This window comes from Melioribacteraceae bacterium 4301-Me (genome assembly GCA_041538185.1).
GTDB lineage: Bacteria > Bacteroidota > Ignavibacteria > Ignavibacteriales > Melioribacteraceae > Pyranulibacter > Pyranulibacter aquaticus.
This window is the reverse complement of the sequence record JBGORM010000005.1, coordinates 139,426-155,881: the sequence shown is the minus strand read 5'-3', so window position 1 is coordinate 155,881 and position 16,456 is coordinate 139,426. Positions and strand designations below refer to the sequence as shown.

At 33.2% G+C, this 16,456-nt stretch carries 16 protein-coding genes; 10 read left to right on the top strand and 6 right to left on the bottom strand.

Features of this window, described 5'->3' with window-relative positions; all coding sequences use genetic code 11:
* Nucleotides 1-97 precede the first annotated feature (97 nt).
* Together ABRY23_09905 and radA are read left to right on the top strand one after the other, a co-directional pair.
* Nucleotides 98-829, top strand: coding sequence for an ABC transporter ATP-binding protein (locus tag ABRY23_09905; GenBank protein ID MFA3783364.1), 732 nt, complete (start codon nt 98-100; stop codon nt 827-829).
* A gap of 114 nt (nt 830-943) precedes the next feature.
* Nucleotides 944-2,287 carry a DNA repair protein RadA gene (radA, locus tag ABRY23_09900; GenBank protein MFA3783363.1) on the top strand — a complete coding sequence of 448 codons (1,344 nt, stop codon included), beginning with the start codon at nt 944-946 and terminating at the stop codon, nt 2,285-2,287.
* An 845-nt stretch (nt 2,288-3,132) separates the two neighbouring features.
* Here radA and pckA read toward each other — a convergent pair.
* The 3 genes from pckA to ABRY23_09885 all read right to left on the bottom strand — a co-directional run bounded on the left by pckA (nt 3,133) and on the right by ABRY23_09885 (nt 6,829).
* The gene (gene pckA / locus ABRY23_09895) at nt 3,133-4,791 is read right to left on the bottom strand and encodes a phosphoenolpyruvate carboxykinase (ATP) (protein ID MFA3783362.1); all 1,659 of its coding nucleotides are present in this window, start codon (nt 4,789-4,791) and stop codon (nt 3,133-3,135) included.
* A complete protein-coding gene (locus ABRY23_09890) occupies nt 4,788-6,005 on the bottom strand; it encodes a pyridoxal phosphate-dependent aminotransferase (GenBank protein MFA3783361.1) in 1,218 nt (405 codons plus the stop codon). Before ABRY23_09890 ends, pckA begins: the two co-directional genes overlap by 4 nt.
* 350 nt (nt 6,006-6,355) lie before the next feature.
* On the bottom strand, nt 6,356-6,829 hold the full coding sequence (locus ABRY23_09885) for an aminoacyl-tRNA deacylase (GenBank protein ID MFA3783360.1): 474 nt from the start codon (nt 6,827-6,829) through the stop codon (nt 6,356-6,358).
* Nucleotides 6,830-7,277: 448 nt separating this feature from the next.
* Between ABRY23_09885 and ABRY23_09880 the strand changes: the two genes are divergently transcribed.
* From ABRY23_09880 to ABRY23_09870, 3 genes are read left to right on the top strand one after another with little or no spacing between them, the layout of a single operon-like run.
* Entirely contained in the window at nt 7,278-8,198 is a 921-nt protein-coding gene (locus ABRY23_09880) for an ABC transporter ATP-binding protein (protein MFA3783359.1), read from the top strand.
* Complete coding sequence (locus tag ABRY23_09875; GenBank protein ID MFA3783358.1) at nt 8,195-9,034, top strand: ABC transporter permease; 840 nt, start codon at nt 8,195-8,197, stop codon at nt 9,032-9,034. Before ABRY23_09880 ends, ABRY23_09875 begins: the two co-directional genes overlap by 4 nt.
* 9 nt (nt 9,035-9,043) lie before the next feature.
* A complete protein-coding gene (locus ABRY23_09870) occupies nt 9,044-9,727 on the top strand; it encodes a hypothetical protein (GenBank protein ID MFA3783357.1) in 684 nt (227 codons plus the stop codon).
* Between the two features lie 158 nt (nt 9,728-9,885).
* Here ABRY23_09870 and ABRY23_09865 read toward each other — a convergent pair whose 3' ends face one another.
* Together ABRY23_09865 and ABRY23_09860 are read right to left on the bottom strand one after the other, a co-directional pair.
* A complete protein-coding gene (locus tag ABRY23_09865) occupies nt 9,886-10,524 on the bottom strand; it encodes a YceI family protein (GenBank protein ID MFA3783356.1) in 639 nt (212 codons plus the stop codon).
* 20 nt (nt 10,525-10,544) lie between these two features.
* Nucleotides 10,545-10,808, bottom strand: coding sequence for a hypothetical protein (locus ABRY23_09860; protein ID MFA3783355.1), 264 nt, complete (start codon nt 10,806-10,808; stop codon nt 10,545-10,547).
* A gap of 181 nt (nt 10,809-10,989) precedes the next feature.
* Between ABRY23_09860 and sucC the strand changes: the two genes are divergently transcribed.
* Together sucC and ABRY23_09850 are read left to right on the top strand one after the other, a co-directional pair.
* Entirely contained in the window at nt 10,990-12,222 is a 1,233-nt protein-coding gene (sucC, locus tag ABRY23_09855) for an ADP-forming succinate--CoA ligase subunit beta (GenBank protein MFA3783354.1), read from the top strand.
* A gap of 16 nt (nt 12,223-12,238) precedes the next feature.
* Complete coding sequence (locus ABRY23_09850; protein MFA3783353.1) at nt 12,239-12,610, top strand: hypothetical protein; 372 nt, start codon at nt 12,239-12,241, stop codon at nt 12,608-12,610.
* On the opposite strand, the gene ABRY23_09845 is transcribed toward ABRY23_09850, so the two are convergent.
* Nucleotides 12,607-14,073: an aspartate aminotransferase family protein gene (locus ABRY23_09845; GenBank protein MFA3783352.1), complete on the bottom strand. Its 1,467-nt coding sequence runs from the start codon at nt 14,071-14,073 to the stop codon at nt 12,607-12,609. The genes ABRY23_09850 and ABRY23_09845 overlap by 4 nt on opposite strands.
* 445 nt (nt 14,074-14,518) lie before the next feature.
* Here ABRY23_09845 and ABRY23_09840 point away from each other — a divergent pair, with 445 nt between their 5' ends.
* The 3 genes from ABRY23_09840 to ABRY23_09830 all read left to right on the top strand — a co-directional run bounded on the left by ABRY23_09840 (nt 14,519) and on the right by ABRY23_09830 (nt 16,418).
* A complete protein-coding gene (locus ABRY23_09840; protein MFA3783351.1) occupies nt 14,519-15,088 on the top strand; it encodes a hypothetical protein in 570 nt (189 codons plus the stop codon).
* Nucleotides 15,089-15,162: 74 nt separating this feature from the next.
* Nucleotides 15,163-15,924 (top strand): outer membrane protein assembly factor BamD, encoded by a 762-nt coding sequence (locus ABRY23_09835; protein MFA3783350.1) that lies wholly within the window; start codon nt 15,163-15,165, stop codon nt 15,922-15,924.
* A 23-nt stretch (nt 15,925-15,947) separates the two neighbouring features.
* Nucleotides 15,948-16,418 carry an acyl-CoA thioesterase gene (locus ABRY23_09830; protein ID MFA3783349.1) on the top strand — a complete coding sequence of 157 codons (471 nt, stop codon included), beginning with the start codon at nt 15,948-15,950 and terminating at the stop codon, nt 16,416-16,418.
* Nucleotides 16,419-16,456 lie beyond the last annotated feature (38 nt).

The window sequence follows — 16,456 nt, the reverse complement described above, 5'->3', positions numbered from 1 at the left end:
TTAGATTATAGTGGTTTTAAAATTACGTTTATGAAAGTCAAATTTTCCAGATGATATTATCTTTCTTATATTTAATGCACAATAATTTCAAATATCTATGATAGAAATTGTAGACCTCCATAAAAGTTTCGGCAATAATTATGTATTAAGGGGGATAAATCTACAAATTAATGAAGGTGAATCCTTAGCAATAATTGGAAGAAGCGGCTGCGGAAAAAGTGTTTTATTAAAACATATAGTTGGGCTATTTAAGCCTGATTCAGGCACAGTGAAATTTAAGGGTAAAGCAATAAGTGAATTAAACAAAAACGAGCTTTATAATGTTAGAAAAAAATTTGGCTTTCTGTTTCAAGGTGCAGCCTTATTCGATTCTATGACAGTTGAAGAAAATATTGGTCTACCTTTAATTGAGCATGGCGACAATAAAAATAAAAGTCAAATTGATAAATTAATTGCAGAGAAACTTGAACTTGTTGGTCTTCCGGGAATCCAAAAATTAAGACCGGCCGAGCTTTCCGGCGGAATGAAAAAAAGAGTAGCTCTTGCAAGAGCACTTATCACTAATCCAGAATATATACTTTATGATGAACCTACAACAGGCTTAGATCCTATTATGTCTGATTCAATAGATGAACTAATAAGAGAATTAAACGAAAAGTTAGAGGTTACTTCCATAATAGTTACTCATGATATGTTCAGTGTTAAAAATACTGCCGAAAAAATTGCTATGATACACGAGGGCAAAATTTATTTTACTGGAAGTCTAAGTGAATTTGTAGGTACTGAAGATCAAATAATATTAAATTTTATTAAGAGGACGAAATTTTAACTCATCTTTTCTTGTTCTTATTTACAATCTTAGCATTGACCGTTTAACTTGAATCTGATAAAAGAGCAAGAGCTTAAATTAAATTGGGTATTTTGATAATTTGGGAGGGTAGAGTTGAAAAAGGCAATAAAATATATTTGTTCTAATTGTGGATATGAATCATTAAAATGGTTAGGGCGTTGCCCTTCATGTGAGGAGTGGAATACTTTTATTGAAGAGCTTATTGAAGAAAAAAAACACACTCACAGAAAAGTTCTACCACAAGTTAAACTGAAAAAAATAAATTCAATAATTCACTTGGAAGAACGCATAAAAACTAATATTTCTGAATTTGATAGAGTGTTAGGTGGTGGTTTAATAAATGGTTCGGTAACCTTAATTGGGGGTGACCCTGGTATTGGAAAATCAACGCTTGCTTTACAAGCTGCCGCATCCATAAATGGCAGTGTTCTGTACGTCAGCGGTGAAGAATCAATTAACCAAATAAATACGCGGGCTAAAAGACTGAACTTAAAATCGGATAATATTTATTTGCTAACCGAAACTGATATTGATTTGATAATAAATGCCGTCGAACAAAGTTCCCCTCAAGTTGTAATTATTGATTCAATCCAAACAACATACAAACCAGATTTTGATAATGCGCCAGGTACAATTACACAAATAAGAGAATGCACAGTTGAATTAATGCAGATTGCAAAGAAAAAAAATTGTGCAATGATTTTAGTTGGACATGTAACTAAAGAAGGATTTATTGCTGGACCAAAAGTATTAGAACATATTGTTGATACAGTACTGCAGTTCGAAGGTGAAAAAAGTCATTCTTATAGAATTCTACGAGCTCAGAAAAACAGATTTGGTAGCACAAATGAAATTGGAATTTTTGAAATGCATGAGGACGGTTTGCACGAGGTAAAAAACCCAAGCGAGATTTTTTTGAATGAAAGGGAAAGGCAAGTTACAGGTTCTGTTATCACTGCAAGTATGGAAGGTACCCGTTCAATACTTCTTGAAGTTCAAGCTCTTGTAACCCCATCAAGTTATGGTAATCCACAGAGAGTGGCAACTGGTTTCGACTATAGGCGGTTATCAATTTTACTGGCAGTTTTAGAAAAAAGAGCTGGACTTAGACTTTCCACACAAAATGTTTTTTTGAATATGGCAGGTGGCTTAAGAGTTGATGAACCCGCCGTTGATTTGGCAATCTGTTGTGCAATTGCTTCTAGCTTTAATGATAAATTTGTCAAAAATGAATACGTTGTAATAGGTGAAGTGGGACTTGGAGGAGAAGTAAGAAGCATTTCACATGCTGACAAAAGGATTCAAGAGGCTGCAAAGCTTGGCTTTAAAAATGTTATTCTTCCATCTAACAATTTAAAATCAGTAAATAATAAAACGAGCCTAAATCTAGTACCTGTTGAAAATGTTTCCTCTGCAATTGAAGCAATTACAGCTTAATTATATTAAGCCAAACGAAACTAAAATCCGCTCGGGAGAAATAGGAGATATAAGACAATCTACAAATGACAACCTACCACTCCACAATGTGATAAATTCTTATTAGTCGGCCCCAAAGTAATCTCTTACTGCAAAGAATTCAACATCTTACATTTTTTGTTTGAAACTGCTTTACTCACTTCGTTCGAAATGGCAGTGAAATCATGATTGATTGAGGTATCGGCTTTTTCTTTATTAGTTATACGGAGAACCACAGAGAATTTACGGAGAATGTAAAGGTCGAAGAATTCTTGCACTCTATAATTGAAATGCTTTTATTTGATTCATAAACAAGCTAATAAGGTTTAAATAGAGTAATGTTACTGATGAAGCCTTTGACTCAATTATACCATAAACAAAACCTTATCACTAAATAGTGGTTTCCCATTTTTATTTTCAAATAAACTTTGAATAAATGGTTGAGGGGACCTCAACCCTACAACCATTAAACCATTCGTTTTCATAAGCTGCTGCAAAAAGTTCATCATCTTACTTTTTTGTTTGAGTGAGATACTTCAGTTGTCTTGATGAAAAATGCAAGGGCATTCTCCTAATAACAGTAATTTCTTATTTTATTATAAATTTCTTTTTTACTTCAAAATCACCAATCCAAAGCCGTTTATAAACAATGAGAAACGAGCCTTTGGCAATCCCGTATTGTGGGATACTCCACGAAGTGGTGAATTCTCATTAGTCAGTCACAGATTTCTCATGAATTTTTTGGAATTAACATAATACTAAGCTCGTTCACTAAGTAAATGTGAACGAGCTTTGAATTTTGGGTGATTGTTTAATGAAAGTATATTTTATTTTGCTAGTGACAATCGTTTAGGTCCAGCTGCTAAAACTTCGCTTGGGCATCCATTTTCAAAGAGTTTAAAATTTTCAATAAAGCGAGCGGCAAGTGCATCATATTTTTTCCAGTATTCATCTTTATTACCCCAAGAATTTTCTGGGAATAACACATCTTCTGGAACTTCAGGACAGGTTAGTGGAATTTCAAATCCGAACAATTTATCTTTTCTGTACTTAACCTTATCTAATTTGCCGTCAAGTGCAGCGTTCAACAAATTTCTTGTATGACGAATTGAAATTCTTTTACCTATGCCAAATCTACCGCCTACCCAACCAGTGTTTACTAGCCAAACGTTTGTCTTATGTTTTAAAATCCTTTGTTTAAGCATTTCTGCATACTCGAAAGGATGACGGACCATGAAAGGGGCACCAAAGCATGCGGAAAATGTAATTTGCGGTTCAATGCCTAACCCTATTTCTGTCCCGGCAATTTTTGATGTATAACCACTAATGAAATGATATTGTGCTTGTTCAGGGGTTAAACGTGCAATAGGAGGCATAACACCTGAAGCATCACAAGTAAGAAATATGATATTTTTAGGATGTGATTTAACATATCCCTCCTCAATTACATTTGGAATAAATTCAATTGGATAGGAGCAGCGAGTATTTTCTGTAATTGAGTCGTCTTCAAGATCAATATTGCGCGATATCGGGTCGAAAACCACATTTTCTAATATTGTACCAAAGCGATGGGTAGTCTCATAAATTTGTGGTTCACTTTCTGCAGAAAGGCGAATTACTTTAGCATAGCAGCCGCCTTCAAAATTAAATACACCTTGTGAGCTCCAACCATGTTCATCATCGCCGATTAATCTTCTGTTAGGATCTGCCGATAAGGTTGTTTTACCTGTTCCACTGAGACCAAAAAACAAAGCAACATCACCTTGTTTTCCAACATTAGCAGAACAGTGCATTGGCAGCACATCTTCATAAGTAAGCAGAAAGTTCAATACTGTAAAAACTGATTTCTTAATTTCGCCTGCATAAAGTGTGTTAGCTATAATAGCTGTTCGTTGTTCAAAGTTTAAGACTATCGCAGTATCTGTTCTTGTCCCATCTATAATAGGATCAACTTTAAAGCTTGGAACAGCAATAACAGTAAATTGTGGTACAAAATTTTTAAGTTCGTCGGGATTGTTAGTTGTTAAAAACATATTTCTTGCAAAGAGGCTGTGCCATGCTTTTTCAGTTATAATTCTTACGGGCATTTTGTAATCCGGGTCTGCTCCAGCATATACATCTTGAACAAAAAGTTCTTCTCCTTGCGCCCATGCTTGAAGTCTTCCCATTAGAAGCGACCATTTTTCATGTGCAAAAGGGCGGTTGTAAGTTCCCCACCAAATATCTTTATCGGTTGATTCTTCTTTAACAACAAATTTATCTGCTGCTGCTCGAGCAGTATGTTTTCCGGTATTAACTAACAGTGCCCCGCCTTTTACAAGCTTACCTTCATTTCTGAAAATTGCTTCTTCGTAAAGAGCTTCCTCTGGTAAATTCCAGTAAACTCGGTCTAAATTAGTTAAACCCTGGTTCTTCAGCCTAAAGTCTGAAGCCAGTTCCATAGCTTGTTTACTTGCTGGGGTATTAAATTCTAAGTATTTGCTCATAACCAGTTCCTCACTAATTTGCGGTCTCCGATGTAAAGTTCATTTGGTGCGTTTGGGTCCAAAGCCCATTTTATTCTTTCTATGCCTTCGGTGATGTCTTTTATTGTTCCACAAAAGCTAATTCTTAGGAACCCATCCATACCAAATTCTTTTCCTGGTACAGTCAGCACCATAACTTTGTCAATAAGAAAATTAGATAATTTTTGTGAATCTTTCTCGTAGGCACTAAAATCGGCGAAACAATAAAATGTACCATCGGGAATTGTAACTTTAACGCCATCAAAAGAACGAAGTTGTTCTATTAAAACATTTCTATTGTTTTCAAGTGTTACCCTCAAACTTTCCACACTAGATTGAATCCCGTTCAAAGCACCCACAGCGGCTTTCTGCAATAAAACTGATGGTCCTGATGTTTGATGGCCTTGAATGTTTGCCATTGCTTCAATCAACTTTTTATTTCCAACCGCCCAACCAATTCTGAAGCCAGTCATAGCATATTGTTTTGAAACACCGTTAATAATAATAAGTTTAGATTCATCTACTGATTTTTTTGTGAAGTCATAAGCACTTATAGGTTTTCTTCCGTCAAATATCAGGCGGTGATAAATATCATCCATAATTAAATAAATATCTTTTTTCTCGCAGAAGTCCACAACATCAGCAATAAATTCCTCGGAGTACATTGCACCGCTTGGGTTATTTGGGCTATTAATAATAACTGCTTTCGTATAACTTCCAACGCGCATTTCAATATCTTTTAAAGTTGGATAAAATGAACCGTCCTCTGGGATTGTTGGTACAGGCACAGCGCCACAAAGTTTTACCATATCCGGGTAACTAACCCAATATGGTGAAGGGAAAATAACTTCCTCTTGAGGATTTAAAATAGCTTGCAAAGCAACCATTATTGCCTGTTTAGCACCACCTGAAGCAATCACATTTTCAGGTCTAACTTTTCTATGATAAAATTCTTCCGTATAACGAATAATTGATTTTTTAAGGTCAGGAATTCCGTCTGCCGGTGCATATCTAATTTCACCCGTGTTTAATGAATTCACTGCCGCAAGTATTGCATCCATTGGAGCTTTACTTTTTGGTTCGCCTCCTCCCAAGTGAATTACTGGGTCGCCTTTTTCCCTTAGGATTGCCGCTTTTTCGTTTAAAGCTAAAGTAGGCGACGCTTTAATTGATCTTGCAATTTGACTTAGACTCATATCTATACCCTTATTGTGTGTGTCATATCACGAAAAATTGAGTGCAAAATTATCTCCAATATTTTCGACTTTCAAGTGCTATTATAATTTTTCTGAAAGAATATGCAATAAAGAATTAATATTTGAATAGATTATTCAATCTATGTGTATTAATATTCATTAAGAGCTTACTTACTCTTAATAAATAAAAATATGTACCAAGTATAAGATTATTTTTAGAAAGTCAACAATTGATTTTTCATAAAAAATGCATAGAGGAAGTAATCAATTAACCAAGTCGGCACATAATATTTTATTCTTAGCAATATAATAGGAGTTAACCGCACAAAATTTTAATATGCAAATTAGCTCTATAACTTTGATTGATAAGAAAAACTTAGGACCCTTGGTTTAACTAATTTTTCAAAATCTTTATATTCCATTTGGATCAATTCAGTATGCGAACAAGCATTGAATGCGATGAACTCGTTTTTGGCTATGCTGTCTGCTACAACAACTTCCATGTTGAACAAATTTCCAAAAGGGGGCATTGCCCCAACTTCGCAATCTGGGAATTTGTCTTTAAACTCTGTTTCATTTGCTAATCTGCAATTATTGCATCCCAAGTATTTTTTAAGAAGATCAAAATCAATTTTGTAAGATGCTGGTAAAACCGTCATTATCATTTTACCATCCACTTTAACTAATACAGTCTTTGCTAATTCTTTCCCTTTAATATGCGCTGATGCAGCAATTTCCTGTGCTGTAAACGCCAGCGAATGTTTAATGGTAACATATTTGATCTTATGCTGGTCAAGAAACTCTTTTACTTTTTGCGAAGGCATATTACCTCCTTGTTTTTTAATAATACATCTATTTAATAGCCTGCTTGTCAGCTGAACGTATACGGGATAAAATGGAAATGCTGTTTCTTCCTAGAGTTGACATTTTTAATAATAGGGATGTTATAAAATCTAATATAAATCTATGAACGAAAGTTTAATAAGTCAATTATAACTTTTTAATAAATATTAGAATTGCTGATAATTTTTTTAATATTAACCCAAAGAATTCATGATAATTCAAAAGAATTTTTTGCTGAAGGTTTTTGGTTAATCGTAAACTAAATTTTTATTGAAAATTTTCCCTACTTTAGAATAAGTAATTACTGTATGATAATTGATTCAATTAATAATGCACAGGTAATCTATGAAATTCTAAAGCAAAATTTTTTATTTTGAGTTATTATGAACATTCCAACTGTAACTGACAAATATCCCTTTTGATGAACTTATGGAAAGTGAAAAAGTAATTGAAGTAGCAGGACTTACAAAAAAATTTGGTAAGGTCATTGCTGTAGACAATCTTAACTTTAGTGTATATAAAGGCGATGTACTTGGTTTCCTTGGTCCTAATGGTGCAGGTAAAAGCACCACAATTAGAATGATGTTGTCGTTAATTAAACCAACTTCTGGTGAAATTAAAATTTTTGGACAATCAATAAAGCAAAACAGAAAAAATATTTTTAGACGAATTGGTGCTATTGTAGAAAAGCCGGATTTCTACTTGTATTTATCAGCTTACAGAAATTTAGAGATATTAAGCAAAATTTCAGGCGTTAAAATATCCCGCCAAAAAATCATGGAGATATTAGATATTGTTGGTTTATCTAAACGGTCTAACAGCAAAGTAAAAACTTTTTCACATGGGATGAAGCAGAGGTTAGGAATTGCCCAAGCACTTTTACACGACCCCGAACTAATTATTCTTGATGAACCCACAATAGGTTTAGACCCTCAAGGAATGAAAGAAGTACGAGATATAATTACTTATCTCAGTCATGAAAAAAATAAGACTGTCTTTATTTCTTCACATATTCTTAGAGAAATTGAGCTAATTGCTTCAAGAATGATTATCATCAACAAAGGAAAAGCTCAAGTAGAGGGAAATGTTAAAGACTTGCTTAATTCTGATATTCTTAAAGTTACTTTTGAAGTTGACGACCTTATGAAAGCAATAAATCTTATAAGCAACACACTGTGGAAACAAAATTTTATATCAAAAGAAAGAAATGAATTGACATTTGAAATGCACCGCAATGACATAGCTTTATTGAACAAATACTTTATTGAAAACGGCATAAATGTTAGTGCAGTAATACCGATAAGATCCTTAGAAGATTACTTTTTAAAAATTACTACGGGTAATTCATGACCTTAACTCTAATATCGATAGAACTTATTAAAATATTTAAGAAGTGGCGTACATACATTGGTTTTATTGCAATTGGCATTTTAACTCCAACTGTTCAATTAGCGTTATATTTCACGGGGCAACGTTACGTTAACCATTTGTTAAGAGGTTTGCAAGATGCATTTGTTTTTTATGGTAATTTGTTCAATGGCTATCTTGTTGCATATTTAATTTTACACTCCTTAGTTATACACATACCTTTTCTCATCGTTTTGGTTGGTGGTGATTTACTTGCTGGAGAAGCTACTGCTGGTACTTACAGGATTTTGTTGATTCGACCGGTATCAAGGTTACAAATTATAGTTGCTAAATTTTTTGCTGGGATTATTTACACGTTTATTTTAATTCTGTGGCTGGTGCTTTTAAGTTTTATTTTAAGCTTATTTTTATTTGGCAGCGGAGAATTAATTACTTTTAAAAACAAGCTAATAATCTTTTCACAAAATGATGTGATATGGCGGTTTGTTTGTGCCTATGGGTTTGCCGCTTTAAGCATGTCTACTGTATTAACTCTTTCATTTTTCTTTTCTTCAATGGTTGAAAATGCAATTGGCCCCATAATTTCTACTATGGCGGTGATTATCATCTTTTTAATTATATCAGCTATTCCAATAGAATTTTTTCAAACATTAAAACCATTTTTATTCACAACGCATATGACAGTATGGGAGAATTTCTTTAATGATACTGTTGATTGGCAGAGTATCTTTAATTCATCACTTATACTTATCATCCACATAATTGTTTTATTTTTATTTACAGTTTATATTTTTCTTAAAAAAGATATTTTATCGTGAGTAAGATAAATGAAAAAAGTGCTAAAAAAATTTTTAATCTTTTTTTTATGTGCAGGATTTACAGCAGCTCAAGTTAACTACGCAAAAAAAGTTCTGCAGCAAGTAATAAAAACATTTAACAAGATTCAAGACTACCAAGCCGATATGGAAATTATTGTCGATATGGAGTTTATTAAAATGCCAACCACAAAAGCTAAAATATATTTTAAACAGCCAAATAAAGTTAAATTCGAGTCTAAAGGTTTTACAATACTTCCAAAACAAAGCTTAATTTTTTCACCTTTAGACTTACTAACTGGTGACTTTACACCGATATATTTAAGGAAGGAAAAGCTAAACAATTACAACGTTGATGTTATAAAAGTAATCCCAAATAATGATTCTAGTGATATTGTTGTTACAACATTGTGGGTTGATAAAACAAAACACATAATAAGAAGGGTTGAATCTATTGGAAAAAGAACAGGACCGATTTTTATTGATTTAAATTACGATAACAATTTGATTTTGCCATCGACTGTAAAATTTGCATTTCAAGATTCCGGTTCAGATTCATTAACTGAGAAAAGACAAAATAACTCTCCACAAATTCGTAGTTTACCTAAATTAAGCGGACATATAACAATTAATTATTCAAACTACAAAATTAACCAGGGGCTATCAGACAGTTTCTTTATAGAAAAGAACAAATAGACTCAATTCATTAAAAATTAGTTTGCGTTAAGTGCTAATCAACATTTCCCGTCAGTCAAAAAATCAAATAATTTTTGTCTGTGATAACCCGTGTTTTATTTTGGGCTTACGGATTACACAGAAGAGTAAATTCTTTCTAACGAAAAATCTAAGTTGGGTTAAATTTTATTAGAACCAACAATGTTAACACCTATTTCAATATTTTCTGCAACTTTACTGCCAATTAATTCATTACTAACCCCGTAATCTGAAAGCTTAATAGTAAACTTGGCTCTTACTCCTAATAAATCGCCTGGTGCTCTTTTTCTAGTTTGTTCATTTTCGTTTAAGTAAGTTGCCTCAGCATCTGCTGTTATTTCTTTCGTTACGCCATGAAGTGTAAAAGCACCGGTAACCTTGAACTCTAATTTGTTATCTGCAAGTTGTTTTATATCAGAGACACTTTTTATTTCAAAAGTAATTAGAGGATATTTTTTTTCATCAAGCCAATTAGGTGTCATCAAATGATGGTTTCTTAAATTAATGCCTGTATTCAATGAATTAACGGCAACAACAATTTTTCCTTTTATTGTCTGAGCAAAATTAGAAGGATCAAAAGAAACAGTGCCGGAAATTCCGTTTGCTGTTCCATTTATATCTTCGAGAGGAGTTGCACTGTAAAATGTTGTTTGATTTCTTCCTTTATCATCTGCAAAGTTGAAAGTTTGAATGCCTTTAACATTCACCTTAAAATTTTGTGAAAAGGTAAAAGATGTTAAAACTATTAAAGCGATAAATGAGTTCATTAATTTATTCATTAATACCTCGATTTTTTTGTTTATTCTTTTGATTTATTTCTTAGAACGAAATATAAAATTGCTGCAGTAATTACTGTAACCCCGCTTATTAAAAGACTTAAGTCCAGTCCCCAAATGAATTTATTTTCCCACACTTTATAGGTGGTGCCGAAAAGCTCATCTTTTTTCTCTACAAGGACTTGATTTTTCGTAAAAACCTCGCCTCCGCTTGCAAGCCAAATTGCTAATGAGGCGATAATAATAATTATTGCAATATAGACAATTATTTTTTGTTTTTTGTTCATTATGTCCTCTTAAGAGTTACTTATTTTACTTGAAACTTAATTATAGGAAAAATAGGACACAATGTTAAAATTAAGTAAGAAAGTTTGAATTGATTCTTTTAACAAAATGATATTAATTTGTGTCGGGTAAATTTTAATAAGATAATTCACAAAGAATCTTGATAAACAAAAGGAACAATTAATGAAAGTACATGAATATCAGGCAAAAGAAATATTAAAAAAGTTTAGTGTGCCTGTACAAGATGGTATTGCTATAAAAAGCATGGCAGAATTTGATGGTGCCATATCACAGTTACAATCACGGGGTATAAATCAATTTGTAGTAAAATCGCAAATTCATGCTGGCGGCAGGGGAAAAGGAAAAATTTACAACGCTAATAATAAAGATGAACTAATACTTGAAGGCGGAGTTAAGTTTACAACTTCAGTTGAAAAAGCAAAAGAATATGCTCAAAAAATACTTGGAAATTTATTAGTTACCCATCAAACTGGGAAAGAAGGGAAAATAGTAAAAACAATTTTTTTAGCTGAAGGGCTGGATTATAAAAAGGAACTTTATTTGGGAATTCTTTTAGACAGAGCAGTATCAAAAAATGTGATTATGGTTTCAACAGAAGGCGGTGTTGAAATTGAAAAAGTAGCTGAAGAAACGCCCGAAAAAATATTAAAGGAGTGGGTAGACCCTGCTGTTGGACTTCAGCCTTATCAAGCTCGCAGCTTAGCATTTGGCTTGGGCCTGAACGGTACTGCATTTAAGAATTTCGTTTCATTTGTGCCCAAGCTGTACAAAGCATATGAAGAAACAGATGCCTCTCTGCTTGAAATAAATCCATTAGTAATTACAAATGATGATCAAATTATTGCTCTTGATGCCAAAATGAATTTCGATGATAATGCCCTTTACCGCCACCCCGATATAGTTGCATACAGAGATTTTGATGAAGAGGACCCGCTTGAAATTGAAGCATCTAAGTATAACTTAAATTACATAAAGCTTGATGGAAATGTCGGCTGTATGGTTAATGGTGCAGGACTTGCAATGGCTACAATGGATATTATTAAACTTGCAGGCGGGCAACCAGCTAATTTTCTCGATGTAGGCGGGTCAGCAAATAAAGAAACCGTTGCAAATGGATTCAAAATAATTTTATCTGATCCTAACGTGAAAGCAATTTTAATTAATATTTTTGGCGGCATTGTAAGGTGTGACCGCGTAGCAAACGGTGTGATTGACGCAGTTAACGAAATTGGTGTAAATGTGCCTGTTGTTATTAGACTAGAGGGAACTAATGCTGCCGAGGCTAAAGAATTGCTTGAAAATTCAGGCCTTAACTTTGAGGTTGCACTTAGTCTAAAAGAAGCCGCAGAAAAAGTTACTTCTGTGCTTTCTGCTGATTCATTAGTGCAGTCTTAATAATTATTTTTTAGCTATGATTGAAATTAAAATAACAATTGATGATGCTGTTAAGCTTCTTCTTGAAAGAATGAGCTTAGAATTGGCTAACAGGCAAAAGGCGGGCATAATTTTAAAAGGTGTCCGCTTAGAACAATTAACTTATCAAGAACTTATTGCTGTTATAGAGGCAGCAGTTTTTGATACGATAATTTTGCTGCCAGTAGAACTTTTATTAACAGATACAAATCTGGAAACTATAATTACTAAAACAATTCACGCACTTTCTAAGATACTTGGCAGAGAAGAACTGAACTTGTATTCTCACAAACGGACGAAAAAGTTAATTCAGCATGCAATTCAAAGCATAAAAAAAGCCATTGAGAATAGTGATTTTCAAAGTAATTAATTCCTATAACTCTTCAACAAAGAATCAAAAGTTTTTCTTATAACATCCCAAGCTGCATAAACATGTTTTTCAGTAGTGCGCAAACCGGAAACTACAAGTCTAATTGTGAATACGCCATTTAACTTAGTGTGACTTAAAAACAATTTACCTGTTGAATTAATTTCGTTTATTAACCTTTCATTAAATTTGTTCAGTTCTTCTTCCGTTTTTAATTTTGTTGGGACTGCCCTAAAACATACCGTGCTGAATGGGACAGGAGCTAATCTTTCAAAGTTAGGATCATTATCAATCCAAGAAGCAAATAATTTGCCTAATCTTAAATGCTCACGGTAAACAGCAATTAGACCTTCTTTACCAAAGTAACGCATAACAAACCAAAATTTAAGTGAACGAAATCTCCTGCCGAGCTGTATACCATAATCCATATAGTTATTGACTAAATCGTCTTCTGCTGTTTTTAAGTATTCAGGTACTAAACTAAAAGCTGATTTTAAGATTTTAGGATGTTTAGTGTAGAGCAGACTTAAATCTATTGGTACGAACATCCATTTATGGGGGTTAACGACAAACGAATCAGCTTGTTCAACACCTTTTAAGATGAATTTCATTTCAGGCACCATTGCTATCACACCAGCATGAGCAGCATCCACATGAAGCCAAATATTTTCTTTTCTGCAGATTGGAGCTATCAGTTCGACTGGGTCAATACTAGTGGTAGAAGTTGTTCCAATTGTAGCTGTCACACAAAAAGGTAGCCATCCATTTTGTTTATCTTCTCTAATTGCTTTCTCTAGTTCTTCAGGAATCATTTTAAATTCATTATCTACAGGTATTTTTCTTATTCCCTCTAAACCAATCCCAAGTGTTAATGCTGCTTTATCAATTGATGAATGAGCCTGTTCAGAAGCATATAATCTTAGTTTTGGGAGTTCTTTGTTAATCATTCCTTTTTGACGTATCTGCAAATTTTGGTTGTACTCTCTGGCTGCAGCAATAGCATGCATAGAGCTCACTGAAGCAGTATCATAAATTATTCCCCAAAAGTAATTTGGTAATCCAATAAGTTGACGAAACCAATTAATTGTTACTTCTTCAATTTCATTTGAAGCAGGGGCTGATTTCCATAGCATTCCATTAGTGTTAAAAGCTGCACTCAAAATTTCACCTAATATTCCTGCTCCGCTTGCAGTTGAATTAAAATACGCCATAAAACTTGGATGTTGCCAATGGGTCATTCCCGGCATTACAATTTTATCAATGTCGGCTAAGATTTCACTAAGGGGTTCACCTTTTTCCGGTGGATTTTCTGGCAGTCTCTTTTTTATATCACCAGGTTTAATGTTAGGAAGTACTGGATAATTCTCAATATTTTTTAAATAGCCGGCAACCCAATCAATTAATTCGTGGCCATATTTTTGAAATTCTTCAATTGACGCATCGCCAATATTATTTTTGTTGTGCATAATTTTTCTCATATATGTTTTAAGTTAAAAATGATTGCAATAGTAAAAAGAGCAACGCTTAATTAATTAAATACCAATTTCTATAGAAACTTTTTACATGATTACTAAAATAAAAAGTTTGCAGATAAATAAATCTGCTGGTTAGCTATTTTTTGTAAACCAAAGAAAACTCAAAGGCAATATTTGAAATTTCATGTCATTCTCGTAAATATCAATCTAACGAGTGTAAGTTGGAATTCTCTAATTTGGAAGTGAATTTCTTTTTCACAAACGAAAGGTAAAAGGGTTTTTTCAGAAGTTACTATTAGTTTAATATGGGTTAACTGAATATTCTTAGAATGCACGTATTGTCTTTTTGCACTTTGCTGATTCAATTCCTAATTTTATTGTGGTTATTTTATTAATACAGATTATAATATTGAAAAAAGTACTCACATTTTCCCTGATGTTATTTTTCTTTGCTTTGTCATTACCGGCTCAGCCTTTAACAAACTTGTCAGTTATCAGTAAACTAATTGAGAACTCAACGGCAAAGATAGACTCTTCTTTTTTAGGAAAAGAAAAGAAAATATCGCTTGTGTTTTTTTCTGTTCCTTCAATGCAAATTTTAAAAGGTGATTTAATCAACAGCCTTATTAAACGTGATTTCGAGATAAAAACTACTGGAGATGAGAGTGATGTTTTAAATTACACTATTGAAAATATTTCCGTATTGTATAATAATGTAGAAAAAGAAGGATTGTTTGGAAATGTTTTTGTAAATAGGATTGTAAAATTAGAAGGTGAATATTTTATAACAGAGAATGGAAAAGTTATTGTTTCAAATCGATTTACTAATACATATAAAGACACTGTTAATTATGATATGATTCAACGAATAGAAAATACTGAACTTCCTTTTACAAGAGGGGAAGTTCCCGGAGAACCTCTCTTTTCTAACCTTGTAGAACCAGCTATTGCTTTAGGTGCGCTTATTGTAACTATTATTTTATTCTTTACAGTAAGAAGCAGGTAAATTAAAATTTGTATTTCTTGGCATTATCCTTTTTACTTATTTTTGTATTAATTTTTTAATTGGAAGAGAGAAAAGTGCAGAAATTAAAATTTGCAGTCTTACATGCGTTGCTATTAGTTGTAATTCTAAGTTGCTCAAGCTCGGTTGATACAACCAAATTTAATTCTGAACAATACTTTGAATATGCAATGAAGCTGTATAATGATGGTGATTATGAATTAGCTTTACAGGAGTTTCAGACTGTGCTGTTACAATTTCCGGGCAGCGCGGTAAGTGATGATGCGCAGTTTTATATAGGAATGACATATTTCAAGAAGAAGCAATATTTACTTGGTGCATATGAGTTTAGCAAGCTTGTCCGAAATATGCCGGCAAGCCCATTTGTTCCACAAGCTCAATTTATGCTTGCCGAATGTTATTATCAATTATCGCCACCATTTCCGTTAGACCAAACCTACACAAAAAAGGCAATTGATGAGTATCAGGCTTTTATCGATTTTTTCCCAACTAATCCAAAAGTGGAAGAAGCTGAAAATAAAATTAAGGAGCTGACGAACAAGCTTGCAGAAAAAGAATATAATAGTGCTTTAATTTATGAAAAGATGGAATACCAAATTGCTGCGATGGATTATTATGGTAATGTAGCCGATACTTATCACGATACAAAGTATGGACCTCTTGCTCTTTACCGTAAAATACAGCTGGAAGTAAAAAGAAAAATGAAAGACAAAGCGTTGGCAGATATTAACACTTTTTTAATTCGTTACCCAAATAATGAAAGAGTAGAAGAGCTAAAAGAACTTGAGACATCTTTAAATCAAATAAGCAGTAAATAACAATTTTGTAAAGAAAGTTACTTATGGCAAAAGCAAAAAAAGTCTCTGAATCAATAGTAACAATGACCGAACTTGTTTTGCCCCACCACACTAATCAACTTGGTAATTTGCTTGGCGGTCAATTAATGCATTGGATTGATATTTGTGCTGCTTTATCATCTTCTAAACACTCTCAACGAGTTTGTGTTACAGCCTCTGTAGATAGAATTGACTTTCACCACCCAATAAAATTAGGCGACGTTGTAACGTTAACAGCATCTGTTAACAGAGCATTTAAAACTTCTATGGAGGTTGGCGTAAAAGTTACTGCTGAATCCCTTAAAGATGGTAAAGTGGTGCATACCAATACCGCATATTTGACCTTTGTTAGTGTAGATGAAAATGGCAAACCTGTTGAAACATTTGAAATAGAACCTGAGACTGATGATGAAAAAAGAAGATACGAGGAAGCATTGCTGCGAAGAAAAAACAGATTGATTTATAGAAGTCCTTAGAAACTCTTTGCTGTTAAACCGACTTATTACTTTTCATC

What these genes read in the sequence shown, in the direction of transcription:
- ABRY23_09890 (MFA3783361.1), bottom strand. Translation starts at nt 6,005, where the DNA reads ATGAGTCTAAGTCAAATTGCAAGATCAATTAAAGCGTCGCCTACTTTA.
- sucC (MFA3783354.1), top strand. Translation starts at nt 10,990, where the DNA reads ATGAAAGTACATGAATATCAGGCAAAAGAAATATTAAAAAAGTTTAGT.
- pckA (MFA3783362.1), bottom strand. Translation starts at nt 4,791, where the DNA reads ATGAGCAAATACTTAGAATTTAATACCCCAGCAAGTAAACAAGCTATG.
- ABRY23_09860 (MFA3783355.1), bottom strand. Translation starts at nt 10,808, where the DNA reads ATGAACAAAAAACAAAAAATAATTGTCTATATTGCAATAATTATTATT.
- ABRY23_09840 (MFA3783351.1), top strand. Translation starts at nt 14,519, where the DNA reads ATGTTATTTTTCTTTGCTTTGTCATTACCGGCTCAGCCTTTAACAAAC.
- ABRY23_09875 (MFA3783358.1), top strand. Translation starts at nt 8,195, where the DNA reads ATGACCTTAACTCTAATATCGATAGAACTTATTAAAATATTTAAGAAG.
- ABRY23_09905 (MFA3783364.1), top strand. Translation starts at nt 98, where the DNA reads ATGATAGAAATTGTAGACCTCCATAAAAGTTTCGGCAATAATTATGTA.
- ABRY23_09870 (MFA3783357.1), top strand. Translation starts at nt 9,044, where the DNA reads ATGAAAAAAGTGCTAAAAAAATTTTTAATCTTTTTTTTATGTGCAGGA.
- ABRY23_09880 (MFA3783359.1), top strand. Translation starts at nt 7,278, where the DNA reads ATGGAAAGTGAAAAAGTAATTGAAGTAGCAGGACTTACAAAAAAATTT.
- ABRY23_09830 (MFA3783349.1), top strand. Translation starts at nt 15,948, where the DNA reads ATGGCAAAAGCAAAAAAAGTCTCTGAATCAATAGTAACAATGACCGAA.
- ABRY23_09850 (MFA3783353.1), top strand. Translation starts at nt 12,239, where the DNA reads ATGATTGAAATTAAAATAACAATTGATGATGCTGTTAAGCTTCTTCTT.
- ABRY23_09885 (MFA3783360.1), bottom strand. Translation starts at nt 6,829, where the DNA reads ATGCCTTCGCAAAAAGTAAAAGAGTTTCTTGACCAGCATAAGATCAAA.
- ABRY23_09865 (MFA3783356.1), bottom strand. Translation starts at nt 10,524, where the DNA reads ATGAATAAATTAATGAACTCATTTATCGCTTTAATAGTTTTAACATCT.
- ABRY23_09845 (MFA3783352.1), bottom strand. Translation starts at nt 14,073, where the DNA reads ATGCACAACAAAAATAATATTGGCGATGCGTCAATTGAAGAATTTCAA.